This window comes from Streptomyces aurantiaciflavus (assembly GCF_049808595.1).
In the GTDB taxonomy this organism is placed as follows: Bacteria; Actinomycetota; Actinomycetes; order Streptomycetales; family Streptomycetaceae; genus Streptomyces.
Window position 1 is genome coordinate 193,107 of the sequence record NZ_JBNCAQ010000006.1, and the last position, 24,019, is coordinate 217,125.

A 24,019-nucleotide genomic window follows, 5' to 3' on the forward strand; every position below is an offset into this window, starting at 1 on the left:
GGCCGATGTGCTGCTCACCGAGTCACCGTGTTGAGACGTCAGCGGGGTGTCCGAACCTCGCAACGTGGCTATTCGCTGAACCGCCTGGGGGAACTCGCCATGATCGAAGCTCCGATGGACGCCGCCGACACCGACGGAGACGACGAGGCCGACCGGAAGGTCGTGGAGCAGGAGCGCGCCGAGCTGAAGAAGTTCATCAAGGGTCTGAGCGCGGACGACATCAAGTCGGGCAACTGGTTCACCAAGCTCAGCGCTCAGGCCATGAGTTCCTACACCGAGAAGGTCAACTGGCAGTACTTCCAGGAGCGGTACGAGGGCGTACCCGCGGACGCCATCGTCGATCAGCGGATCAAGATGGCGGCCCGGTACGCCGCGCTCGAAGGTGGGCTCTCCGCCGGGGCCTACACGGCGGCCGTCGTCTCCACCATCGGGAGCCTCGGTGGCGCCTCGCCGGCGACTGTCCCGGCCGCCGTCACGACCATGATGATCGACGTCGCGTTCATCACCCGGCTCCAGCTCCGCCTGGCCTACGACGTCGCAGTCCTCTATCGAGTCCCGCTCGACCTGTCCGACCCCGAGGACATGTGGAAGCTCATCCGAGTGGCCTTCACGATCAAAACTGGGGAAACCGTCCAGAAAGGCGTGACCAAGGCGGTCCCGGCCATCGTGCGGCCGCTGATCAAGCGCTTCTACTCCGGAGAGGTGCTCACCGCCGCGAAGGCGCTCCCGGTCGTCGGGAAGCACCTCCTGCAGAAGAACGTCATCAAGATCGGCATCCCCCTGGTCGGTGTTCCCCTCGCGGTGTTGTTGAACCGCTATACGACGCTGCTCGCGGGGCGGCACGCGCAGGCCGTCTTCCGGAACGAGGCGCGGGTGATCGAACTCGCCGAGAACCTGAGCAAGCGGAGTCAGCACCCGCAGTTGCTGCTGTGGGTCGCGTGGCTCGTCATCAGGGCGAACCGCAAGATCGCTGACGACGAGGCGCTTCTGATGCGGCACCTGGTGAGGGTGGTCCGGGAGCGGCACCAGGTGGTCGACGAACAGCTCGCTCACCTTGTCGATATCGACCCGGCCGAGGTGTGGGGGCGCATAGACGCCGAGTCGGGGGATCTGAGCGACATCCTCGACGCGGCCGACCGGGTCGCCACTGTGGACGGTGACGTCAACGCGCGCGAGAAGGCCGTCATCTCGGAGCTTCGAGATCGCTGCCGCCGGGTCTGATGCCGTCAGGCGCCGGCCGGAACGCCGGGGGCCGGGCCCGCGTGAACCGTGCCGTGCCCCTCGGACGGACCTCGACCTGTCCGACGGGCACCGGGTCCCAACGCATCGGTGCCAGTACGCCCGTGCAGTGGAAGCCGCCCGGCACTCACGTACAAACTCAGCTCACGCGCCGACCAGTGCATGAGCTCCGCCCGCTCGCCCTGCCATGCGTCACTGGTCGCCTCCCGGACCTTCGTGACCGGACTGGTCGTCCTGCTCCGGCAACCCGTACGCGGCTCGCGGCATCCTCAGCCGGGCGGCGACGGAGGCGAGCCAGCCGCTGGGGCTGTACGGGGCCGGAGGATCGACCTCCATCCCCAGTTCTGCGGCGGCCAGGGCGTAGTCGGACTCGTCCAGGTCGAGGGCGAGGAGTTCGTGGAGCTCACCGGTGAGCCGGGCGACGAGGTGCGGGTCGGTGTGCGCGAGGTAGTCGGTGACGGCCGCGTCGTGGTCGTCGAACTCGTCCGGCATGTCCTGCGAGAACCAACCGCCGAGAAACTGTCCGAGCTCCGGGAAGCGCGCGTGCCACTCCCAGTGGGTCGCGGGCACGGCCGGGGGCGGGACCGCTCCCTCTGTGACGCTGTGCTCGATGTGGTCGGCGAGGCAGCGGAGCCACTGCTGGATCTCGCTTTCGGGCAGTCCCACATCGGGGATGGCGTAGAACTCCCCCAACCTGAGGCGCAGTCGTCCCGGCGGGTGCTCGGCGTACTCGCGCAGCTGCCGCTCGGCGACCGCCAGCGCCCACGGGCGGGTGTGCCAGGTGTGCCGCAGGTAGGCGGTCAGTGCCTGGCTCGGTCGCTCCGGCGTGTCATCGGCCGGCTGTCCGGCATAGGCGCGGATCACCTGGTCCAGTTCGCCGTAGCGGCGGTCGTGTTCTCGGGGGCTCAGGGGCACGGTGATCAGCCTCTACGGGTCGCTACAGGTAGATGGGGAACGTGGCGTGTACGGCGAAGCCATGCGGACGGGACGCGTCCCGCCTGAGAATCACGCGGGCAGCCCGCACGTCGATGGGCTCCCGCCCCGCGAGCATCATCGCCTGCAGCAACACCCGGCCGACCGGCTCCTCCCTGGACGGCCAGCAAGCCTCGATGGTCAAGCGAGGACGCGTGGACCGGGCCAGCCAGCGGTGGATGACCTGCTCGTTCGCGGTGACGACCTGCTGGGTGGCCCATTGGGCGGTTTCGCGGTCCGGGTAGGTTGACGTGGCCGTACGTGCGGGGCGACTCTCAGGCACGGTTACCGCCTTGCGTGAGCAGAGGTGAACGGACGGGGCTGCGGTCGTGGTCGGACAGTCCCACTTCCCCGCGGTCCGGGTACGCGAGTGCCTCGCCTCGCCGCGCTGCCGCAGTGGCGAGGATGTGGATCAAACGGGCCAGTGACAGCGCACCGACCGGATCATCGGCGTACCTTCGCACTTGTACGGGACCGACCTCGTCCAGGAACACCTTTTCGCGTGCGAGGACGAACCCCATCGTGAGCAGGGCCGCCCGGCCGTTGCCGTCGTCGAACGGGTGGAAGAAGCACACATCCAGATAGGCACGTGCGGCTCGAGCGGGAAGGGGGACGTCCGTGGCGGTTGCGGTGGCTTGGGCAAGGCACTCCTCGAACTGCCCAGGTGTCTCCTCGCACACGCCGTACCGTTCGCGTCCTCCCTTGGCGAAGGCCGGAAGGTCGCGGAACGCCACGTCAGGGTGGCCGAGGATCAGCTTCTGCCATCCGATGAGGAGGCCGAGGCCGAGCGGCCGGTTGGCCACAGCGTCCGTCCGAACCAACCTCCAGGCTGCCCGCATGCGTGCCCCACGGGTCGTGTCACCGTGCCCGTCACGCGCGCCCGCGACCCTGTCGAGGGCGTCGCAGGTGCCCCGGAACGGACCGACCAGGTCGTCCGAGGCCTCGTGCCACGCGATCTGCGAGCGCACCCGCAGCCAGCTCTGGAGGTCGTCACGCACCATGCCCTCCGATGGCCTTCCCGGCACGGCCGACCACCTCCGCGTCGGGGGCGATCCAGCTGTCGAACTCGGCGTCCACTACCTCATCGACCAGTTCCTCGGCCTCCATGGGCGACATCCCTGTCGACTCGAGGTACCAGGTGAGCGTTTGCGCACAGGCACCACACCACGTCTCGCCGGCTCCGGTGCGTTCCACGACGAGTGTCACGAGCGGCGCGACAGCGTGTTCACGCAGCCGCCGTGTCGCCTCCTCGTCCATGTCCGGTCCGGGAGCGAACCGCGCGAAGACCGAGGCGAGTTCCTCGAGCCAAGCGCGCCATTGGAGCAGGGCGCTGGTGTACCGCTGCGCCTGCTGTTCCAGTTCGCCGCTGCCGAGACCGCTCGCCGGCAGATCGTTGATGATCGCCCCGGACCCGGGGGACTCGTCGACGGCGTGGTACCAGCCGAAGGCCCACGAGCCGTAGCGCTCGGCAAGGCCCCGGGCGATCGAATTGTCCGACCACAGTCCTCGAGGACGACCCGACTCGGGATCCGGCGAGGACACCACATCACGCACCACGTCGAGTGCCTGGTCCGAGTCGAACGGATGCGTGGTCGGATCGACGTCCCGCCACGTCATCGATGTCGGGTACCAATCGGAACTGATGACTACTCCTGCTGTCTGGGCGTTGGTGCCGCTAGGGCTGTGACGGCTGCTCCGGCATCGACGTCAGGACGACGAACGGCGGGTCGAGTGAGGCGTCGTACTTGAGGACGGTTTTCACACCCGTCACGTTGATGGCCTCGGCTTCCATGCCCTTGTTCTTGAATCCTTCGTTGTTCACGTCATTGGGTTGCTTGGTCACGCTGCGGCCACTGTATTCGCCGTTCGGCGCGGTGGTGTCGAGCGGCAGCTTGAGGTCGTTGTTCTCCGCCTTCGGCGGACGCCCCAGCCACTCCGTGATCTTGGCCGAGTTCTGATCGATATTGTATTGCGTCAGCTCCTGGGCCTTCTCGGCCGACGTGAAGGTGGACGCGGCGGCGATGGACGGTTTGCCGTGCGGCCAAGCGTTCGTGGGCGGGTTGCCTTGATCCCGCAATCGCTGGGCAAGCTGCTCGTCCGTCTTCCCGACATGCTTGTCGAGGGTGTGACCCCCACCCATCCATTCATGGTCGGCCAGCTCCACCTTGTAGACACCGTTCTTGGTGTCCTCGGGGTTGGTCCATACGTGCTCGTTCTTGAACTCGTTGAGGGCCCGCGTCCCAAAAGCCTCCGCACGCGCCTCCTGGGCTTCGAACTTCGGAGCACTCCGGTGCGCCTCGTCCAACGGTCCCATGAGTGCGTCGAGTTGCGGCACGAGCGCGTCGACCCGTCGGTTGTACTCCGTGACGATCGAGTTCAACTTGGCGGTGTCCATGTTCAGGACGATGCCCTGGCCCAGCTGGCTCGCGCCCTTGGCGACACCCTTGACCACGCCTTTGACGAGACCCTTGACGTCGTCCAGGCCGACGCCGTCCTTGAGGTTGACCTCGACCTTGGGAATCGCGTCCCGTACGGCCTCGATGTAGACGTCCCATACCTCGCGATTGAGATAGACGGCCGCCTCGGCGAATTCGTAGAGGAGATCGCTTACCTTCTGAGCCGTGTCGAACAGCACGCTCATCACGGGGTGGGTGGCGGTCTGCGAGGAGGAGCTGTCGTGTTTCCACTCGTAGCCCTCGCGGCTCTTGCCCCACGCCGTCGTGCCCCACAGCGAACTGCAGAACTGACGCATCGCGTCGTACCACTCGCTGTTGGTCTGCTGAGTGATGCTGCTGACGTTCCCGGTCAGCCCGCTCTCCGCCATGGAGAGCGAGGTGGTCGTCGCCATCCACGCCTTGGACAGCGAGTTCAGGTAGTGCTGCTGTGGAAACGGATAGACGTCGGCGACCTTGCCCATCCGGAAGGCGTGCTTCACCACCGGCCTCAGCACGTCCCGGACCGGCTCGGGCACCCACTCGAGGACCCTGCGGACGAAGTCGTCGCCGCCGTCGTCGTCGCCCCACTTCAGATTCGGCACGGGGCCGTAGGCGGGCGGCTTCTCGATGACCTTCGGCAACGGCTGGATGACCGGTTTCGTCTTCCCCGTGGGATCGTTGGCCGCCTCCGCCTTCGCATAGGTGTTGGCCGTCGAAGTGAAACCGACTGCCGCACCGCCGATGCTGACGACGCTCTTGGCCCATACCTCGAGGAAGCGATTGCCGACCTTGACGTACGACGTCGCGAAGACCTGGGGCGAGGCCCCGTAACCGCCGGCGTCCGGGTACTTGTGCAGGTCGTCGAGCAGGCTCTTGGCGCCTCTGTCCATCACCGTCTGCTGGCTCGCCACACCGCCGGAGACGCGGTGGAGGTCGGACGGTTTGACGTCGATGGTGCCGTTCTGGCCCGGCGGCGGCGTCCCCATCAGCCGGCCCCCCAGCCGCGCAGCACGGCCTGGTGCGCTGCCGCGTAGTTGATGTGGCTCGTGGTCGCGCACTCGTGGAGCCACTTCTGGGCCGCCTGGAGGTCCTGGGCCGAGCGGTCCCACTCGTCGAGTTTGTCGACGAAGACCTCGCGGGTCTCCCCCTCCCAGGACAGCACGACCGGTACGACCCGGTCGTGGAGGTCGTCCAGACTGTCGTTGAGCTTCTTGAGGATGTCCTCCAGCTCGGCGGCGAGCTCGCGGAGGGTGGCGAAGGAGACGGTTATGTGGCCGTCGTCCGCGCTCCCGGTCGGCATGATTCCCCGTTTCGTACGTGTGGTCGCTGTTGCGGCAGACGTTTCCTGAGTGACCGTCAGAAGGAGTCGAGGCTGCTGCGCGGATGGGCGGGCCCGGTCGTCTCCGGGGTGGGTGTCGACAGTTTGTCGACCTCGCTGTCGATGTCCACCGGAATGCTCCGCAGTCGGGCCATCACGTCCAGATCCTGTTCCGTGAAGCCGTCCCGGCTCAGGCGTACGGCCTGCTCGAGGTGCCGGATCACTTCGCGGATGCGTACGGCGTCCTCCGCCGCCGCCCGGTGGAACCCGCGGTACGCCGTCGCCGCCGGTCCTCGCCAACCCGCCTCGATGCGGTCGACGATCGCGTCCATCCGCCTGACCTGCTTGTCCAGGTGATCCTGCATGTCGTCGAGGTCATCGGCCAGTTTGGTGAGGTCCTGGCTCGACACCCTCAGATCGACGCCGCCCTCTTGGCCGGTGCCCGCTCCACGTACACCCATGCTTCGTACCTCCGCCCCCGTGACTTCGGCATGGCAAATCGCGTGCACGGTGATCTTAACCGCGCGCTCTTCCGAAGCCGGCGCCCGGCGGCGGGCCCGGGGAAGGGCAGCCGACGGACAGGTACGGCACCTTCGGCCATGGGCGTCACGGGGCACCCGCGTCCCGTCCGTGCCGCGCGGCCGAATCCGGGCTTCGACCAGGTGGGTACCGATGTCCGAGCTGGGCGTTGCTTTTGACGCTGATCGTCGCGGTGCCTTCGCCGGCTGTCACGGTGCCGCGCCCCTGGTCCAGTTGCTTGGCGCCGTGCCGCCGCACCGGCTCACTCGCTCATCGTGTGATCGACCACGACTCCGCCCAACTCGCGGGCCGCTTCCTGCCCTGTGGCGGTGTCGCAGAACTGGATCGTCCAGTTCCCGGCCGTGACGACGTGGTAGGGGACGTGGTCGTCGCTGAGGAGCAGCCGTATGTAGTCGTCGCGGGCTGTGGGGCCGGCGTGGAGCCTGAGTCCGGCGTCGCGTCCGTCGCTGGACTCACCGCACTGGTGCGTCTTGGCGGCCTTCGTGCTGCACAGCAGTTCGTCCGGCGACTTCTTCCACTGGGCGCAGCCGACGGACTTGTCCAGCGCGTTGGCGAGTGCGTCAACGCTCGCGTACTTCGGCGCCTTGGGAATGGAGGGCAGGTGGTACAGGGGAGGGAGGACGACGGCGTCGACGGCCTCGGCGATCTTCTCGGAGTGTGCGGGTGTGCCGTTCGGCAGGACGCGGATGAACCAGTTGCCCGCTGCCACGATGGTGTTGCCGCTGGTGCGCCAGCCGGCGATGGAGTCTCCGACCTCGTTCCGGCTGAACTTCTTGGGATCCAGCACTTGGATCTGGTTCTCCACCTCCACTCCGTCGAGGTGGGCCTTGCAGTCGAGGCCGCCGGCCCTGCGCCGCAGCACGTCGCAGTCGACGCCTCCTCGCTTCAGCGCCGTGACCACGTCGTCCGCCGTCTCATACTGCGGTGTCGTGGGGACGTTGCCGGGCATGGGGGTGAGCTGCTCGGAGCTGGGAGCGTTGAGGGCGTCGCATGCGGTGAGCAGCACTGCCAGGAGGCATGCGATCAGCGGCGGCACGGTCCTGTTCATGGTGCTCAGTGGGCTCCTGGCGGTGTGGGGCTCGGGCCTGGGCTCGGCGATGGTGTTCCCTCCTCGGGTTCACCGGTGCCTGTGCCCGTGGTCTGGCCGGTGCTGTAGAGCGGGTCGAGGGACAGATGATGTCCGGCTGGCTCCTCGACGACCTCGCTGCGGCCGATCTCGACGGCCAACGGGTTCGCCGATCACCGGCCTGTCCGGAGTGCGGCTCTAAGTCGCCGAGAGAGCCGAGGACGGCATGGGCCCGCGGGGAAGGCACAGGAGGGACGTACCGTCACCGCTGTCCTCGTAGGCGAGGCGGGTTCCGTCGGAGGCGGCGAAGGTCGGCATGGCAGGGAGCCTTGCAGTGGGGGGTGGGACGGGCAAGTGACATTCAGCACAACCAATGGGCGGTCCCCGGTGTCGTAGGTACTGACCGACGGAGGAACCACTCGATGGGGGATCGGGATGAAAAGCTCCTTACGCAGAACCAGAGGCCGCGCCACGTTGCTGATCGCCACCGCGCTGGCCTTGGGCGCCTCCGTGGTGTCGGCCGCCCCGGCGCTCGCCGGCCCGGCCGATGCCACGGCGGCCGAGGACGTGGTCATCACCCTGGGCGTCAGGGACGGCAAGGTCGTCCCGCCCGAGGGCCTGGCGCTGGCCGGCGGGCGGCTGCACGTCACCGGCTGGGCGGAGTCCGCGACCATGCGCAGCCTGTACGAGTACGACCTCGCCGTCACCGGTTCGCCGACGGCGGGACCGCGCCGTACGGTCGCCGAGAACTTCTACATCGACTATCCGTGTCCTGACGATCCGGGCGCGTTCTGCTCGGAGTTCGACAACAGGCTGTGGGGCCTCGGCGACGGCCGGATCGCCTACCAGGATCCGCGGGGCGTCTACAGGTCGGAGGGCGGCACCCGGCAGCCGCGGCAGGTCAGTCTCCAGAACGAGTGGCGGCAGGACCGGCTGACCTCGGCGGCCGGCCAGTACGTCTCGGCCTACGACGGCGGGCACACCCGGGTGGGCGATTTCGACGGGGGATCCGGTACGGAGTACATAGCCGACGGCCGTCCGGCGTCCGTGTGGGGTACCGCGGTGTGGAGCCGGGGGGAGCAGCCCGGCACGGTCAAGTCGTACGACATGCAGACCAGGACGGAGTCCGCGGACGTCAACCTCGGCACGGGGTGCACGCCGGACGAGCTGCAGGTGGTGGGGCGGTGGCTGTACTGGCGCTGCCCGGACGTCGCCAAGGCCGGGGTGTGGGACTTCAAGACCCGGAAGAACATCTCCGTGCCGTCGCAGGACGGCGTCCGGCTCGGTGACGGCTATCTGGTCTGGCACGAGCCGTCGGCACGCCGGCTGGAGCTGGTCGACTTCCACCGGGGCGGCGGGTTCCCGTCGGCGGAGCGGACCTTCGCCTCCGACGTGCCGGGGGGAGCCTGGGACGTCGACCGGTTCGGTGGGCACGTGGCGTTCACCGACGCCGACGGAAAGATACGCGTCAGGACGGTGACCGTGCCGCGTCAGCCGGTCACGGTGACCGACCAGACCACCAATGACTGGTCCGACACCACCCCCTGGGGAGGCGACTGGCGGCTGAGCCGTCCCGCGGCGTCCTGGACCCTCACCGTCAAGGATCCGTACGGCAACGTGGTGAAGGAGATCAGGGGCCGCACCCGGGAGGGCGCCTCGGTGCAGGCCGCCTGGGACGGGAAGGACGCCAACGGCTCCCAGGCGGCCAGCGGCTCGTACCGGTGGACGCTCGGCGTCGACGCGGGCGACGGCACCGGGGAACAGGAGGTGAAGAGCGGTTCGCTGACGCTGACCAAGGGCGGCGGCGGACGCAACGCGTTCCGGGACACCGATGCCGACGGCTACGGCGAGATGTTCTCCATGACGACCGGCGGCAAGCTCGCCATCCACCATCTCGCCCGGGAGAGCAACTCGTGGACCTCCACGGGCTGGGACACACGCACCCGCTTCGTCTCCGCCGGGGACCTGACCAAGGACGGCTGCGGCGACGTGGTGTCCCGCACCCCGGACGGCAAGCTCTGGCGGTACACGACCGGCTGCGGCGAGCGGGTCACCCCGACCACTCCGCGCACCCTGGTGGGCGCGGGCTGGCAAGGTTTCGACGTGATCGTCCCGGCAGCCGACAACGACCCCTTCCGCACGCCCGACCTGATCGCACGGCAGGCGTCGACCGGTCGTCTCTACCTGTACCCCGGGAACGCGGGAGTGACCGGCTACGGCAGGCCCGTTCTGATCGGACCCGGCTGGAACGGGTACACCATCATCGGCGCGGCCGATCTGACCGGTGACGGCATCGGCGACCTGGTGGCCCGCGACAGCGGCGGCGAGGTCTGGCGCTACGACGGCCGCGGAGAGGGGAAGTACCTGCCCCGCAAGCTGCTCCTCAAGGACTGGGGCGCCGGACGCCGGGAGATGTTCGTGGCCGGTGACGTGACCAGGGACGGCTACCCGGACCTGGTCTCACGGCACGCGGACGGCAGACTGCTGGTGAACAAGGGCAACGTGGCGGGCTCGTTCGGTTCGACGCAGAGGCTCGGCTGGGGCAACTGGAGCGCGTACGCACGGCTGTACTGAGTGAGCCGGTCGCCGCCCGCCCGCGGCCGACCGCAACGGTGCCGGAAACACACCCGGCGACGCGTCCCGGCGGCGGGGCACCAAGCTCCCGCCGCCGGGACTCGCGCAACTCGGGCTCACGCCTTTGGCACGAAGTCTCCTTGATCGAAGCCCCCGAGGGAGACGGGCCTACGACGTCACCGCCGTCTGCGCCGGCGCCGGCGCGTACCCCGTCGGCCGGGCGGTGAACGTCCCCCGGCCCTGGGTGCGGCTGCGCAGGCGGGTGGCGTAGCCGAACAGTTCCGCCAGCGGCACGGTCGCCGTCACCACCGCCGCGCCGCCGCGTACCGCCGAGTCGGTGACTCGGCCGCGGCGGGCCGCGAGGTCGCCGAGGACTCCGCCGACGGCGTCCTCGGGGACGGTGACCGTGACCTCGACGACCGGCTCCAGCAGGACCATCGTGCAGCCGCGCAGCGCCTCCCGGAGTGCGAGGCGGCCCGCCGTGCGGAAGGCCATCTCGGAGGAGTCCTTCACATGGGTGGCGCCGTCGGTCAGAGTGACGCGCAGTCCCGTCACCGTGTGCCCGCCGAGGGGGCCCTCGGCGAGGGCGTCCCGGCAGCCGGCCTCGACGGCACGGACGTACTCCTGCGGCACCCGCCCGCCGACGACGGCCGACCGGAAGTCGAAGCCGTCCTGCAGCGGCTCGACGTCGAGCACGACATGCGCGAACTGCCCGGCCCCGCCGTCCTGTTTGACGTGGCGGAACACCACACCGGACACCCCGCGCCCGACCGTCTCCCGGTAGGTGACGCGCGGGCGGCCCACGTTGACCTCCAGCCCGAGGGTGCGGCGGATCTTCTCCACAGCGACCTCCAGGTGCAGTTCACCCATCCCCGAGAGCACCGTCTGACCGGTCTCGGGGTCGGTCCGGACGGTCAGCGACGGGTCCTCCTCGGCCAGCCGGGCCAGCGCGGTGGCCAGCCGTTCGGCGTCGGTGCTCCGGCGCGGCTCGACCGCCACGGAGACGACCGGGTCGGCGACACCGGGCGGTTCGAGGACGAGCGGGGCGTCCGGCGCGCACAGGGTCGAGCCCGCGCGGGCCGACTTCAGCCCGACCACGGCCACGATGTCGCCGGCGACCGCGCGCTCCAGCTGGGCGTGCCGGTCGGCCTGCACCCGCAGGATCCGCCCGATCCGCTCGCTGCGGCGCGCACTCGCGTCCCACACCACGTCTCCCTTCTCGATCGTTCCCGAGTACACCCGCAGGTAGGTGAGCCGGCCCGTGGGAGTGGCGCCGACCTTGAACGCGAGGGCCGCGAAGGGTGCGGTGGGGTCGGCGTGGCGTTGCTCGTCGACACCATCGTGCATACCGCATACCGCCGGCACGTCCAGCGGCGACGGCAGATAGGTCACCACCGCGTCGAGCAGCGGCTCGATCCCTCGGTTGCGGTAGGCAGAACCGCACAGCACGACCACACCGTCGCCGGTGCGGGTCAGGTCCCGCAGGGCGGCGGCGAGCGTCTCGGCGGACACCGTCTCCCGGTCGCAGAACTCCTCCAGCGCGGCCGGATGGCGCTCCGCCACCGCTTCCTCCAGCAGCCGGCGCCGACGCAGCGCCTCCTCCCGCAGTTCCACCGGTACGGACCCGCCGACGGCCGCCTCGCCGCCGTCGTCCCAGGTCAGCGCCCGCATGGACAGCAGGTCGACGACGCCGGTGAAGGCGTCCTCCGCGCCGATCGGCAACTGGACGACCAGCGGGGCCGGGTGGAGCCGTTCGCGGATCGACGCCACGGCGGTGTCGAGGTCGGCGCCCGCCCGGTCCATCTTGTTGACGAACGCGATCCTCGGCACGCCGTGCCGGTCGGCCTGCCGCCACACCGACTCGCTCTGCGGCTCCACGCCCGCGACGGCGTCGAACACCGCGACCGCCCCGTCGAGCACCCGCAGCGAACGCTCGACCTCGTCGGCGAAGTCGACGTGCCCGGGCGTGTCGATCAGGTTGACTCGGTGATCGTTCCAGACGCAGCTGACGGCCGCGGCGAAGATGGTGATCCCACGGTCGCGCTCCTGGGGGTCGAAGTCGGTGACGGTCGTGCCGTCGTGGACCTCGCCGCGCTTGTGCGTGGTTCCGGTGGCATACAGGATCCGCTCCGTGACGGTGGTCTTGCCCGCGTCGACGTGGGCGAGGATGCCCAGGTTGCGCACGGCGGCGAGGTGACGGTCGAGGTGGTTGCGCACGGCCCTTGGCCTTTCAGCGTGTTGTCCGAGAACGGGCAGCGCGATTTCCGACGAAGGCGTGACCGACACGGCGACAGAGCCCTTCCCCGAGGGCACGTTCGTGCGGAGAGGGAAGAGAAGAAGAGACGAGGGCTGTGTCGCGGTGCTGAAGGATCGTCAGAGCATCCGGTACCGGCCGCGCCGCGGGCACCGGACGGACCGAGACACGAGGATCACCTCGTAGCGGGAACGGGGATCCACGACAGCGGTGTGGTCACGCATGGCCGGGCTCCCCTCGTTCGTCGCGGTGACACGCGGCCCAGTCGTGGGCGGCGCACGATGTGGTGAGTGTAGGGAGGAACGGGCGGGCGCGGCACACGGTTTTTCGCGAGTACGCCCATCCGTCTGGTCCCTCTCCGCGCGTGCTCATCCGCGCGGTCCCCCCTCCGCGCACGCCCATCGGCCTGGAACCTCTCCTGCCCGCCCATCGGCCTGGTCCCTTCACGAGCCCGCCAGCCCGCTCGGTCACGCGAGCGCGTCCACCTCCGCCTCGTGCGCCGCGTAGAAGTGCCGTCGTACGCGCCGCAGCCACGCGTCGGCCGCCGTCTCGTCGGGCTGTTCGGGCAGCACACTGCGCGTCTCCTCGAACGCCGCCTCGAACCGGCGCAGCAGCGGCAACGCCGCGTCGGCGTCGGCGGCCACCTCCTCGCCGAACCGGTGGAAGCCCTCCGGATCCTCGACCCGGATCGTCAACTGCCCGGTCGTGTACAGCTCGTAGCCCTGCTGGCAGAGCCTCTTGAGGTGACGTGCGTGCTTGGCGGTGCGCTTGCGGGTGTCCGCGGAGAAGGAGCCGTCGCCCCGGCTCTGCAGCTTCCTGAACTGCTGGGTGGCGTAGCCGAGATACGCGTCGCGGACCCGGCGGGCGCTGAGGAACGTCGTACGGATGCCGACGAGTTCGTCGCCCAGTGGGGTCCGCACCTCGTACAGGTCGTCGGGCAGCCAGACCAGTTCCATGACGGTGGGGTTGCCGCCCAGGGCGAGCCGGCACCACTTGGCGGCCTCGTGCAGGGTGCGGTCGGGGGCCGTGCTGACGTGGGACTCCTTCGGCGGGTGCAGGCCGTGCAGGGCCTCGGTCGGGGCCGCGAACAGGCCGAGGCGGTCCACGTCGGATCCTTCGCGCGCGAGCCCGTAGGCGGTCGAGCCGACGATCCCGGACAGCAGGATGTTCTGGACGGTCACAGGAGCCCCCCGGTGGTGATCGGCCGCCGCCGAGTGCGAGGGCGACGGGACCGCCATGATGCCTTGGCGACCGGTCCGGTCACCTGGCAATTTCCGGGTCCTCGAAGGTCTCGGGGCCACCTGCGGACCTCCCGGCGCCTTCACCCGTCCGGGCCAGTGCGCTGGTCACACGGCCGGGCCGGTGGTGCGGTGGAAGACCAGGGGGCAGCTCCCCGGGCAGGCACGCACCGGGAACCGTCCGTGCTCAGAGCCGCGCCCCGGTCCCCGCCCTGGACCGCGATGGAACCCCGACCGACCCTCGGCTCGATCCCGGCATCGTGTCGACCTGTTCCCTGCCGCAGAACCATGTGACATATTACTGGCGTGACCAACCAACCGAGCTGTGACGTCGTGGTCATCGGCGCCGGCATGGTGGGCGCCGCCTGTGCGCTGTACGCGGCCCGCGCCGGTCTGGACGTCGTCGTGGTGGACCGCGGCCCGGTGGCCGGCGGCACGACGGGCGCCGGCGAGGGCAATCTCCTCGTCTCCGACAAGGAGCCCGGCCCCGAACTCGAACTCGCGCTGCTGTCCGGCCGGTTGTGGGCTGACCTGGGCCAGGAACTGGGCGAGGCGGTCGAGTACGAGCCCAAGGGCGGCCTCGTCGTCGCCGCCACGCCCGAGGCGCTCACCGCCCTGACGGAACTGGCGGCCGGACAGCGCGCCGCCGGAGTGGAGACGATCGGCGTCGCCGCCGGTCAACTCCCCGACATCGAACCGTACTTGGCGCCCGGCCTCGCGGGCGGTGTCCTCTACCCCCAGGATGCCCAGGTCATGCCCACCCTCGCCGCCGCCCACCTCCTGCGCGTCCCGGGAGCACGCCTGGAGACGGGCCGGACGGTGACCGGCGTGCTGCGCGGCGCCGACGGAGCCGTGCGGGGCGTACGCACCGACCGCGGGGACCTCCTCGCACCGGCCGTGGTGAACGCGGCCGGGACCTGGGGCGGCGAGGTCGCCGCACTCGCGGGAGTCACCCTGCCCGTCCTCCCCCGCCGAGGCTTCGTCCTGGTCACCGAGCCGCTGCCGCGCCGCGTACGGCACAAGGTGTACGCCGCCGACTACGTGGCCGACGTCGCCAGCGACTCGGCCGCCCTGCAGACCTCGCCGGTCGTCGAAGGAACCGCGGCCGGGCCCGTACTGATCGGCGCGAGCCGTGAACGGGTCGGCTTCGACCGCTCGTTCTCCCTGCCGGTCGTGCGGGCGCTGGCGGCGGGGGCGACGCGGCTCTTCCCGTTCCTGGCCGGCGTCCGGGCGATGCGCACGTACCTCGGCTTCCGCCCCTACATGCCGGACCACTTGCCCGCCGTCGGGCCGGACCCGCGGGTGCCGGGCCTGTTCCACGCGTGCGGCCACGAGGGCGCGGGCATCGGCCTCGCGACCGGCACCGGCCACCTCATCGCGCAGACGCTGGCCGGCAAGTCCCCCGACCTGGACCTCACGCCGTTCCGCCCCGACCGCTTCCCCGAGGAGGCCGCGCCGTGAACCCCCTGGACCTGGTCCGGGCCCGCCCCGGCACCCCGTTCACCGTGACGTTCGACGGCCGGGAGATCGAGGCGCTGCCCGGGCAGACGGTCGCCGCCGCGCTCTGGTCGGCGGGCGTCACCTCCTGGCGCACCACGCGCGACGCCGGCCGGCCCCGTGGGGTCTTCTGCGGGATCGGCGTGTGCTTCGACTGTCTGGTGACCGTCGACGGCCGCCCCAACCAGCGGGCCTGCCTGGTGCCGGCCGCACCGGGCGCGGACATTCGTACGCAGGAGGGGACGGGCCACGATGGCTGAGCGACCGGTGCTCGCGGTGGTCGGCGCCGGCCCGGCGGGGCTCGCCGCCGCCCTGGCGGCCGCCGCGCGGGGCGTCCACGTGGTACTGATCGACTCCGCCGTCGAGCCGGGCGGACAGTTCTACCGGCAGCCCGCCCGCGGACTCGGCGCCCGTCGGCCCGAGGCGCTCCACCACCAGTGGCGCACCTGGGAACGGCTGCGCGCAGGGCTCGACGCCCACCTCGCCGCCGGACGGATCACGCACCTGAGTGACCATCACGTGTGGTGCGTGGAACGGGAGTCGGCCGGGAGGGAGTCGGGCGGCTTCGCCGTGCACGCTCTGCTCGGCCCGGAGCAGGAGAGGTCCGTCGAGGTCCGCGCCGACGGGGTGCTCCTGGCGACCGGCGCCTACGAGAAGGTCCTGCCGTTCCCCGGGTGGACCCTGCCCGGCGTGGTCACCGCGGGCGGCGCCCAGGCCATGCTGAAGGGCGGCCTCACCCTGCCCGGCCGTACGGCCGTCGTGGCGGGCACGGGCCCGCTCCTCCTGCCCGTCGCCACCGGACTGGCGGCGGCCGGCGCCCGCGTCGCGGCCCTGGTCGAGTCCGCCGACCCGAGAAGTGCGGTACGGCGGTCCCGCGCCCTGGCCGCACACCCCGCCAAGCTCGCCGAGGCCGCGGGCCACGCCGCCCGACTCGCCCGGCACCGTGTTCCGGTGCTGGCCCGTCACACCGTGCTGGAGGCCCACGGCCGTGACCGCGTGGAGTCCGTGACCGTCGCCGCACTCGACACCGACGGCCGGGCGGTACCCGGCACCGAACGTCACCTGCCCTGCGACACCCTCGCCGTGGGCCACGGTCTCCTGCCGCACACCGATCTCGCCGAGGGGCTCGGCTGCCGCCTCGACGGGCCGACCGTACGCGTCGACGAGGAGCAGCGCACCGATGTCCCCGGCGTGTGGGCCGCCGGTGAGACCACGGGCGTCGGCGGCGCGGGCCTGTCGCTCGCCGAGGGCCACATCGCCGGACGGTCCGCTGCCGCACACCTCCACGGCACCGCGCCCGACCCGGGCGAGTGGGCCGCGGCAGCCCGGTCGCGCACCCGGCTGCGGGCGTTCTTCGCGGAACTCGACGGCGCCTACGCGGCGCCCGCGCGGTGGGCGGAGCGGGTGACCGACGCGACGGTCGTGTGCCGGTGCGAGGAGGTCACCGCCGGCGCCGTCCGTGAAGCCGTCGGCGCGCTCGGCGCGGGCGACCTGCGCACCGTGAAACTGCTGACCCGGGCGGGGATGGGCTGGTGTCAGGGCAGGATGTGCGAGCCCGGGGTGGCAGGGATCACGGGCTGCGAACTCACCCCGGCCAGAAGGCTGTTGGCCCGCCCCGTGCCCTTGGGGGTGCTGGCCGCCCCGCCCGATCCACGTCGCCGTCCCGGCGAGCCCGGTCGCCCTCAGTGATATGTCACACGCCATCCCCGTCGAGCACACCCGCCGCCCAGGAACCCAGCCCCCGGAAGAGAGGCCCCCGCACATGACCACCTCATCCTCCCGCCCCTGGCGCGGCGTGCTCGTCGCCACCGCGCTCCCCCTCACAGAGGACCTCTCCGTCGACTACGACCGTTACGCCGACCACTGCGCCTGGCTGGTCGCGAACGGCTGCGACGGCGTCGTACCGAACGGCTCGCTCGGCGAGTACCAGGTGCTCACGCCCGAGGAGCGCGCCAGGGTCGTGGAGACCGCGGTCGCGGCGATCGGCGGGGAGCGGGTCATGCCCGGCGTCGCCGCGTACGGCTCGGCGGAGGCGCGCCGCTGGGCCGAGCAGGCGCGGGAGGCGGGGTGCGGGGCGGTGATGCTGCTGCCGCCCAACGCCTACCGCGCCGACGAGCGCGCGGTCGTCGCGCACTACGCGGAGGTCGCGAAGGCAGGGCTGCCGGTCGTGGCGTACAACAACCCGATCGACACCAAGGTCGACCTCGTGCCCGAACTGCTCGCCCGGCTGCACGGCGAGGGCCTCGTCCAGGGCGTCAAGGAGTTCTCCGGTGACGTCCGCCGCGCCTACCGGATCGCCGAACTCGCCCCGGAGCTCGACCTGTTGATCGGCGCCGACGACGTGCTGCTGGAGCTGGCGGTGGCCGGCGCCAAGGGCTGGGTGGCCGGTTACCCGAACGCGCTGCCGCGGGCGTCGGTGGAGCTGTACCGCGCCGCCGTCGCCGGGGACCTCGACACCGCGCTGCCCCTGTACCGGCAACTGCACCCGTTGCTGCGCTGGGACTCCCGGGTGGAGTTCGTGCAGGCGATCAAGCTGTCCATGGACATCGTCGGCCGGCACGGCGGACGCTGCCGGCCGCCGCGCGTCCCGCTGCTGCCGGAGCAGGAGGCGGCCGTCCGCGCGGCCACCGAGAAGGCCGTCGCCGCGGGCCTCGCCTGACACCCCGACGCTGGAAAGGAAGGGCCATGCGCAGCACACTCGTCCTGCACGCCGTCGACTCGCACACCGAGGGCATGCCCACCCGCGTGATCACCGGCGGGATCGGCGCCATCCCCGGCGCGACGATGAACGAGCGGCGACTGTACTTCCGCGAACACCGGGACGACGTGAGGCAGTTGCTGATGAACGAGCCGCGCGGGCACTCCGCGATGAGCGGCGCGATCCTCCAGCCGCCCACCCGCCCGGACTGCGACTGGGGCGTCGTCTACATCGAGGTCTCCGGCTATCTGCCGATGTGCGGACACGGCACGATCGGCGTGGCGACCGTGCTCGTGGAGACCGGCATGGTCGAGGTCGTCGAACCGGTCACCACCATCCGTCTGGACACCCCGGCCGGACTCGTCGTCGCCGAGGTGGCGGTGACCGACGGCGCGGCCACGGCGGTGACCCTGCACAACGTCCCGTCCTTCGCGGTCGCCCTGGACCGCAAGATCACCCTGCCCGACGGCCGGACGGTGACGTACGACCTCGCGTACGGCGGGAACTTCTACGCGATCCTGCCGCTGGAGCAGTTCGGGCTGCCCTTCGACCGTTCCCGCAAGGACGACATCCTGCGGGCGGGTCTGTCGTTGATGGAGGCCGTCAACGCGGAGGAGGAGCCGGTCCATCCCGAGGACCCGTCGATCCGCGGTTGTCACCACGTCCATCTGTACGCGCCCGGCGCCACCGCCCGCCACTCCCGGCACGCGATGGCCATCCATCCGGGCTGGTTCGACCGCTCCCCCTGCGGCACGGGGACGAGCGCGCGGATGGCGCAACTGCACGCGCGGGGCGAACTGCCGCTGCACACCGAGTTCGTGAACGAGTCGTTCATCGGCACCCGTTTCACGGGCCGGCTGCTCGGCACGACGGAGGTCGCCGATGTCCCGGCGGTCCTGCCGAGCTTCACCGGCCGCGCCTGGATCACCGGCACGGCCCAGTATCTGCTGGACCCGACGGACCCGTTCCCGGCCGGGTTCGTCCTCTGACGGCGCGCACGCCGTCGATTGCGGTCGACGGCGCACCGGATATCGCATACAGGATCCCCACCCTCGGATCCAGGACACGGTCGGCAGCCGTAGATACTGGTGGCACGTGACATGGCACAGCCCGCTCCAAGGAGACCCTCCATGGCCGCCCCGCGCCGCAGCAGCTCCTCACCCGTCCCAGCGCCGGCCCCCGCGCCTGCTCTGCCCGTGCTCGGCGGCCGTCGGAGCAGCTACCGCGAGCGGGTCGCCGACGCGCTGCGGGCCGCGCTGATCGCGGGTGAACTGCGGCCCGGCGAGGTGTACTCGGCGCCGACGCTCGCCGCCCGCTTCGGTGTCTCGGCGACCCCGGTGCGTGAGGCGATGCTGGACCTCGCCAAGGAGGGCCTGGTCGACGCGGTGCCCAACAAGGGGTTCCGGGTGACCGACGTCTCCGACCGGCAGCTCGACGAGTACACCCACGTCCGCGCGCTCATCGAGATCCCCACGGTGGTCGCGCTGGCGAGGACCGCCGACCCGGTGTCGCTGGAGGCGCTGCGTCCGGCGGCCCGGGAGATCGTCACCGCCGCGGTCGCCGGCGACCTCATCGCCTACGTCGAGGCCGACACCCGCTTCCACCTCGGCCTGCTCGCCCTCGCCGGCAACGCCCACCTCGTCGAGGTCGTCCGCGACCTGCGCGGCCGGGCCCGCCTCTACGGCCTCACCGCGCTGTCCGCCTCCGGCCGCCTGCTGGCCTCCGCCGAGGAACACCTGGAGCTCCTCGACGCCCTGCTGGCCCGCGACGAGCGGGCCGTGCACGAGGTGATGACCAGGCATCTGGGGCATGTACGGGGGCTGTGGGCGTCCGCCCGCGCGTAGCCGGGACCGGGCACACCTGCGGCGTCTGTGATCTTTGTCGCTGGTTGGGGGAAGTGCCGATTGGGCAGGCACTGCGCGTGTCCGTAGCGGTGGCGTCGTTCCTGTGGGGGAAACCGTGCGTGTGTGCCTGATCGGTGCAGGCCTGTCGGGACTGGCGAGCGCGTACGCCCTCAAGACCAGGGGAGTCGACTTCGTCTGTCTCGAGAAGGCCGGCGACGTCGGCGGTATCTGGCGCCGGCCGCAGGCCGGTGAGCGCGGACCGGGCTATCTGTCGCTCCACCTCAACACCACGAAGCAGCTCACCGGTTACGCCGACCACCCGATGCCGGCCTCCTACCCGGTCTATCCCCGGCACAGCCAAGTCGCCTCCTACCTGCGCTCGTTCGCCGAACGGGCCGGCCTCCTGGACCACATCGAGCTGGAGACGACCGTCGAGTCGGTACGGCAGGAGAGCGACGGTTCCTGGACGGTCGTCAGCCACGACGCCCACGGCACCCGCACGTCCCGGAGCTTCGCGCAGGTGATCGTCGCCTCGGGGCACAACACCGAGCCGTCCCTGCCCGCTCCGCCCACCGGTTCCGAAACGTTCACAGGAACGATTCAGCACGCCATCGACTACCGCGACGGCAGCGACTACGCCGATCGGAACGTCGTCGTCGTAGGACTCGGCGCCTCGGCGGTGGACATCGCCGCCGATCTCTCCCGGTACGCGGCCACCACCCTGCTCTCGGTACGCCGGGGGCTGCACATCCTGCCCAAGCAGCTCTTCGGCACGCCGCTCGACGAGGTCGCCGAGGCGCCGTGGTGGACGGCCATGTCGCTGGAGCAGCAGCGCCGTTTCATCGAACAGGCCCTGCTCGTCGCCCGGGGCAGGCTCTCGGACTACGGCCTGCCCGAACCGGACCACCCGATCTTCGCCTCGGCCGTGACCATCTCGGACGAGATCCTCAGCCGCATTCGCCACGGCGGCGTCACCCCCAAACCCGCGATCGACTTCGTCGACGGCGGCCGGGTGGTCTTCACCGACGGCACGTCCGCGCCCGCCGACGCGATCGTCTACTGCACCGGGTACCGGATGGCCTTCCCGTTCCTTCCCGCGGGCTGCCCGGTCGGGCCGCGGGGTTCGGTCGAGCTGTACAAGCGCGTGGTCGCGCCCGACCGTCCCGGACTGTACTTCGTCGGCCTGGTCCGTCCGCACGGCTCCATCACACGGCTCGTGGAGGCGCAGTCCCGCTGGATCGCACGGATCGTGACGGGCGAGGCGGCGCTGCCGGAACCCGAGGTCATGCGGAAGGAGATCGCCGCGTACCTGAGCGGGATCGCGGGCCAGTACGGGCAGGCGGAAAGCGCCTCGATCCAGGTGAATGTGGCGCCGTACCTGCAGGAACTGGGCGAGGAGTGACGATACGCCGACGCTTCGTCATCCCGAGGGGCTCGGCACGAAGGGGCCGCGCTTGTCGGCCGGCGCCTGTGGCGTGCCGCCGCCGGAACCGTCCGGGGCGCAAGGTGCGTGTGGCGCGGCCGTGGATCGAGGGGAGCGGTTCGGCAACACTGACGTACGGCTCCCCTCAGTTCTGTCCCGTCCTTCCGCCGCTACGGCGCGGTCGCGGCCTCGGCCCGGCGGCCGCCGACGGGCGGACGGACCTCGTACGCCTCCGAGGAGATGTACGTGGTCACGCGGGGCGGGCGGCCCTGCTGGTGGGCGAGCGCCAGGTAGGCGATGAGCCCCACGCCGTCCTCCGGCTGCCGTGAGGTGACGGCGGCCACGGCTCGTACCAGCGGGGCGGGGTCGAGGCCGTGGTGGGTGAGCAGGGCGGCGGCGCGGGCCAGGGCCTCGCCGTCGTGCAGGGCGTAGTCCCGGACCGGGACGTAGAGGGTGAAGCCGCTGGGCAGACCGGTCGCCGTCTCGGTGAAGGCATGGCAGGACTGGACGGGCCGGCGGGCCGGCCTCGCCTCGCCCCCGGCTGCGAACCCCGGACCGCCCGCGCCGGTGTCGGCATCCACGTCGTGACCGGCGGCGATCTCGAAGAACGCCTCGGTCTGCCCGGGTGAGGGCCCGGCCTCCATGCGGTTCAGGGCGCCCGCCTCCGCCGCCGTCAGGTCGTGGTGCGCGAGGTAGACCTTCACCCTGGGGTCCTCCCAGTCACCCAGGTCCAGGGCGAAGAACAGATGGCGGTCGCTCGGCGGCAGCGCGGCGAACGCCTGCCGGTGACCGAGCCGGTGCAATGCCTCCCGTACCGTCCTGGCGGCACGTTTCTGCCCGGAGGCCGCCGGGTTCAGGTACACCTTGACCTTGGGTATGCCGCCGGGTCGCAGTTCCAGGGCGCACCACAGCGCGAGCGGGCCCTCGGGAGAGGGCGGGAAGAACAGGTCCTCCAGTTCGTCCAGCCGGTCGGTCGTGAAACCCCAGGCCCGCGCCGCCTCCCGGACGATGTGCAGGCCGGTCCGCCCGCTCTGTGCCAGGCCGCCCGCGCCGCTCCCCGGCTCCAGCAGTACCCGCAGGGTCGGTGCCGTGTCCGGTACGAAGGCGAGCGAGAACTCCACCGGAGTGTGGTCGTCGGAGAGGAAGGTCGGTGTGGCGGGCGGCAGGTCCAGCGGGCGCGCGGCGACGGGGCCGAGCATCTCGGTCAGGGTACGGGCGTAGATCTCGGCGTCCTCGCCGGCCAGTCCCGCGACCTCGCACAGCCGCAGCAACTGGCGCACGGTGTGGGCGCCGAGTGTGTCCGTGCCCGCGGGTCTCGGGGCGTCGAGCCCCTGAGTGGTCACCGGCCCTCCCGCCACAGGCCGGGGCGGACAAGAAGATACCCGCCTGCGGAGGCGGGTATCGAAAGGTTCAACACGGTCGGGTGTTGTATGAGAACGGCGTCGATGGACATGAGGTCCACGGCACCCCCTTCGGCTCGTGAGCAACATGGAATACCGCATGGCTCACTACCCGTGAGGTTGAACTCTCATACAAGTGTGCGGAGTTGGCAGGTGTTGTGTGAATCACCTCGTCAGCCAGTTGAGGAACTGGCTCCACACACCCCCGCGTTCGGACCTGCGCCCCGTCTGCTGGCCCGTTTCGGGGCGAGCGGGGGCCTCGGTGCGCTGCTGGGCGGCCGGCCGGCGCGTGGCCGCGACCGGCGTGAACCGGGCGGGCAGCGCGGCGAGGCCCCGGTTGAAGGGGCCGGGACGCCAGGTCAGGCTCTCCTCGGGCACGGCGAGTTCCACGTCGGGGAGCTTGTTGAGCAGGTTCTCGATGGCGGTCACCGTGATCTGCCGGGCGGGCTCCTTGGACGGGCAGGCGTGCGGGCCCGCGCTCCACGCGAGGTGGGCGCGGTTGCTGCCCGCCTGACGCGCGGCCGTCAGCGCCGGACCGGTGTTGGCGGCGGCGAAACTGACCAGCAGCAGGTCGCCCGCCTGCAGCTTCTGCCCGGCGAACTCCATGTCGCCCGCCGGGTAGTGGGGCGCGAGGTTCTGCATGGGCGGGTTCTCCCACAGCGTGTCGTCGATCGCCTCGTCGATCAGGCCGCCCTGGTTGGCGTACGCGTCGTGGGTGAGCAGGCGGTGCAGGGTGTTGCCGATGAGGTTGCGCAGCGGTTCGTTGCCCCCCACCAGCAGCAGGGCCAGCTGATGGACCATCTCCTCGTCGGTCAGCGCGGCCTGGTGCTGCATCAGCCAGGAGGTGACGTCGTCGCCGGGCTTGGCCCGCTTGAGCGCCACCAGTTCGCCGACGGCCCCGAACAGCACCTGTATCGACTGCTCGGCGTTGACACCGTCGAACATGCCGGTGATGCCGAACACGACGCGGTCACCGATGTCGGCGGGCAGACCGAAGAGCTCGTTGAACACGAAGAACGGCAGCTGCCTGGCGTAGTCGCCCAGCAGGTCGACCGAGCCACGCGAACTGAACTGGGAGATGAGGTAGTTGGAGACCTGCTCCGTGGTCCGGCTCAGCTTGCGCGAGTCGATGCGGGCCATGCTGTCCGTGATCGCCTGGCGCAGCCTCAGATGCTCGGCGCCGTCGCTGAACATCGCGTTGGGGCGGTACGCCAGGACGGGCGCGACCGGGCTGTCGGGGGCGACCCTGCCCTCGTTGAAGTCACGCCAGCGGCGCGCGTCCTTGCGGAAGGAGCCGGAGTCCTGGAGGAGTTGGAGGGCGGTGGCGTAGTCGGTGACGAGGGTGGCCTCGACTCCGGGCGCGATCTCGACGGGCGCGGTCGGCCCGTAGTGGCGCAGGTAGGTGTAGTAGGCCTGCGGGTCGGCGGCGAACTCCGGCCCGTACAGCGGCACTCGGCCGCCGCTGTGGTGCGCCGGGCACCCGGGCGGGGGCACGGGAGCGGTGGGTTGTTCCATGTCTGC

21 protein-coding genes are annotated in these 24,019 nt (G+C 70.9%); 9 read left to right on the plus strand and 12 right to left on the minus strand.

Annotation, left to right across the window (positions count from 1 at the left end; genetic code table 11):
• The first annotated feature begins 99 nt into the window (after window positions 1-99).
• Window positions 100-1,221, plus strand: a complete 1,122-nt coding sequence (locus ACPT94_RS08920) for a hypothetical protein (RefSeq protein ID WP_425245595.1) — start codon at window positions 100-102, stop codon at window positions 1,219-1,221.
• Window positions 1,222-1,431: 210 nt separating this feature from the next.
• Here the strand turns inward: ACPT94_RS08920 and ACPT94_RS08925 are convergent, their stop codons facing one another.
• The 8 genes from ACPT94_RS08925 to ACPT94_RS08960 all read right to left on the minus strand — a co-directional run bounded on the left by ACPT94_RS08925 (window position 1,432) and on the right by ACPT94_RS08960 (window position 7,552).
• Window positions 1,432-2,154, minus strand: coding sequence for a contact-dependent growth inhibition system immunity protein (locus ACPT94_RS08925; protein WP_360329746.1), 723 nt, complete (start codon window positions 2,152-2,154; stop codon window positions 1,432-1,434).
• A gap of 22 nt (window positions 2,155-2,176) precedes the next feature.
• Window positions 2,177-2,494, minus strand: a complete 318-nt coding sequence (locus ACPT94_RS08930; RefSeq protein ID WP_360329749.1) for an RNase A-like domain-containing protein — start codon at window positions 2,492-2,494, stop codon at window positions 2,177-2,179.
• Window positions 2,487-3,014 (minus strand): Fic family protein, encoded by a 528-nt coding sequence (locus tag ACPT94_RS08935; RefSeq protein WP_425245596.1) that lies wholly within the window; start codon window positions 3,012-3,014, stop codon window positions 2,487-2,489. Before ACPT94_RS08935 ends, ACPT94_RS08930 begins: the two co-directional genes overlap by 8 nt.
• Before the next feature lie 187 nt (window positions 3,015-3,201).
• The gene (locus tag ACPT94_RS08940; RefSeq protein WP_360329755.1) at window positions 3,202-3,828 is read right to left on the minus strand and encodes a hypothetical protein; all 627 of its coding nucleotides are present in this window, start codon (window positions 3,826-3,828) and stop codon (window positions 3,202-3,204) included.
• A gap of 58 nt (window positions 3,829-3,886) precedes the next feature.
• On the minus strand, window positions 3,887-5,704 hold the full coding sequence (locus ACPT94_RS08945) for an RNase A-like domain-containing protein (protein ID WP_425245597.1): 1,818 nt from the start codon (window positions 5,702-5,704) through the stop codon (window positions 3,887-3,889).
• Window positions 5,632-5,946, minus strand: coding sequence for a WXG100 family type VII secretion target (locus ACPT94_RS08950; protein ID WP_360329761.1), 315 nt, complete (start codon window positions 5,944-5,946; stop codon window positions 5,632-5,634). Before ACPT94_RS08950 ends, ACPT94_RS08945 begins: the two co-directional genes overlap by 73 nt.
• Window positions 5,947-6,002: 56 nt before the next feature.
• Complete coding sequence (locus tag ACPT94_RS08955; protein WP_360329764.1) at window positions 6,003-6,425, minus strand: WXG100 family type VII secretion target; 423 nt, start codon at window positions 6,423-6,425, stop codon at window positions 6,003-6,005.
• A 320-nt stretch (window positions 6,426-6,745) separates the two neighbouring features.
• Window positions 6,746-7,552, minus strand: a complete 807-nt coding sequence (locus ACPT94_RS08960; protein WP_360329767.1) for a hypothetical protein — start codon at window positions 7,550-7,552, stop codon at window positions 6,746-6,748.
• A 453-nt stretch (window positions 7,553-8,005) separates the two neighbouring features.
• Between ACPT94_RS08960 and ACPT94_RS08965 the strand changes: the two genes are divergently transcribed.
• The gene (locus ACPT94_RS08965; RefSeq protein WP_360329770.1) at window positions 8,006-10,144 is read left to right on the plus strand and encodes a FlgD immunoglobulin-like domain containing protein; all 2,139 of its coding nucleotides are present in this window, start codon (window positions 8,006-8,008) and stop codon (window positions 10,142-10,144) included.
• Window positions 10,145-10,312: 168 nt separating this feature from the next.
• On the opposite strand, the gene fusA is transcribed toward ACPT94_RS08965, so the two are convergent.
• Together fusA and ACPT94_RS08975 are read right to left on the minus strand one after the other, a co-directional pair.
• A complete protein-coding gene (fusA, locus tag ACPT94_RS08970; RefSeq protein ID WP_360329773.1) occupies window positions 10,313-12,361 on the minus strand; it encodes an elongation factor G in 2,049 nt (682 codons plus the stop codon).
• A 504-nt stretch (window positions 12,362-12,865) separates the two neighbouring features.
• Entirely contained in the window at window positions 12,866-13,579 is a 714-nt protein-coding gene (locus ACPT94_RS08975) for a nucleotidyltransferase domain-containing protein (RefSeq protein ID WP_360329775.1), read from the minus strand.
• A gap of 363 nt (window positions 13,580-13,942) precedes the next feature.
• Between ACPT94_RS08975 and ACPT94_RS08980 the strand changes: the two genes are divergently transcribed.
• From ACPT94_RS08980 to ACPT94_RS09010, 7 genes are all read left to right on the plus strand, one after another.
• Window positions 13,943-15,097 (plus strand): NAD(P)/FAD-dependent oxidoreductase, encoded by a 1,155-nt coding sequence (locus ACPT94_RS08980; protein WP_360329778.1) that lies wholly within the window; start codon window positions 13,943-13,945, stop codon window positions 15,095-15,097.
• The gene (locus ACPT94_RS08985) at window positions 15,094-15,393 is read left to right on the plus strand and encodes a (2Fe-2S)-binding protein (protein ID WP_360329781.1); all 300 of its coding nucleotides are present in this window, start codon (window positions 15,094-15,096) and stop codon (window positions 15,391-15,393) included. Before ACPT94_RS08980 ends, ACPT94_RS08985 begins: the two co-directional genes overlap by 4 nt.
• Window positions 15,386-16,822 (plus strand): FAD-dependent oxidoreductase, encoded by a 1,437-nt coding sequence (locus ACPT94_RS08990; protein ID WP_425245598.1) that lies wholly within the window; start codon window positions 15,386-15,388, stop codon window positions 16,820-16,822. The genes ACPT94_RS08985 and ACPT94_RS08990 overlap by 8 nt, the downstream gene beginning before the upstream one ends.
• 73 nt (window positions 16,823-16,895) lie before the next feature.
• Window positions 16,896-17,792 (plus strand): dihydrodipicolinate synthase family protein, encoded by an 897-nt coding sequence (locus ACPT94_RS08995; protein ID WP_360329787.1) that lies wholly within the window; start codon window positions 16,896-16,898, stop codon window positions 17,790-17,792.
• A gap of 26 nt (window positions 17,793-17,818) precedes the next feature.
• Window positions 17,819-18,820, plus strand: coding sequence for a proline racemase family protein (locus ACPT94_RS09000; RefSeq protein WP_425245599.1), 1,002 nt, complete (start codon window positions 17,819-17,821; stop codon window positions 18,818-18,820).
• A 141-nt stretch (window positions 18,821-18,961) separates the two neighbouring features.
• Window positions 18,962-19,675, plus strand: coding sequence for a GntR family transcriptional regulator (locus ACPT94_RS09005; RefSeq protein ID WP_360329793.1), 714 nt, complete (start codon window positions 18,962-18,964; stop codon window positions 19,673-19,675).
• Window positions 19,676-19,790: 115 nt separating this feature from the next.
• Window positions 19,791-21,077: a flavin-containing monooxygenase gene (locus ACPT94_RS09010; RefSeq protein WP_425245600.1), complete on the plus strand. Its 1,287-nt coding sequence runs from the start codon at window positions 19,791-19,793 to the stop codon at window positions 21,075-21,077.
• Window positions 21,078-21,268: 191 nt separating this feature from the next.
• Here the strand turns inward: ACPT94_RS09010 and ACPT94_RS09015 are convergent, their stop codons facing one another.
• Window positions 21,269-22,441, minus strand: coding sequence for a tryptophan dimethylallyltransferase family protein (locus ACPT94_RS09015; protein ID WP_425245601.1), 1,173 nt, complete (start codon window positions 22,439-22,441; stop codon window positions 21,269-21,271).
• A 222-nt stretch (window positions 22,442-22,663) separates the two neighbouring features.
• Complete coding sequence (locus ACPT94_RS09020) at window positions 22,664-24,013, minus strand: cytochrome P450 (RefSeq protein ID WP_360329802.1); 1,350 nt, start codon at window positions 24,011-24,013, stop codon at window positions 22,664-22,666.
• Between the last annotated feature and the right edge of the window lie 6 nt (window positions 24,014-24,019).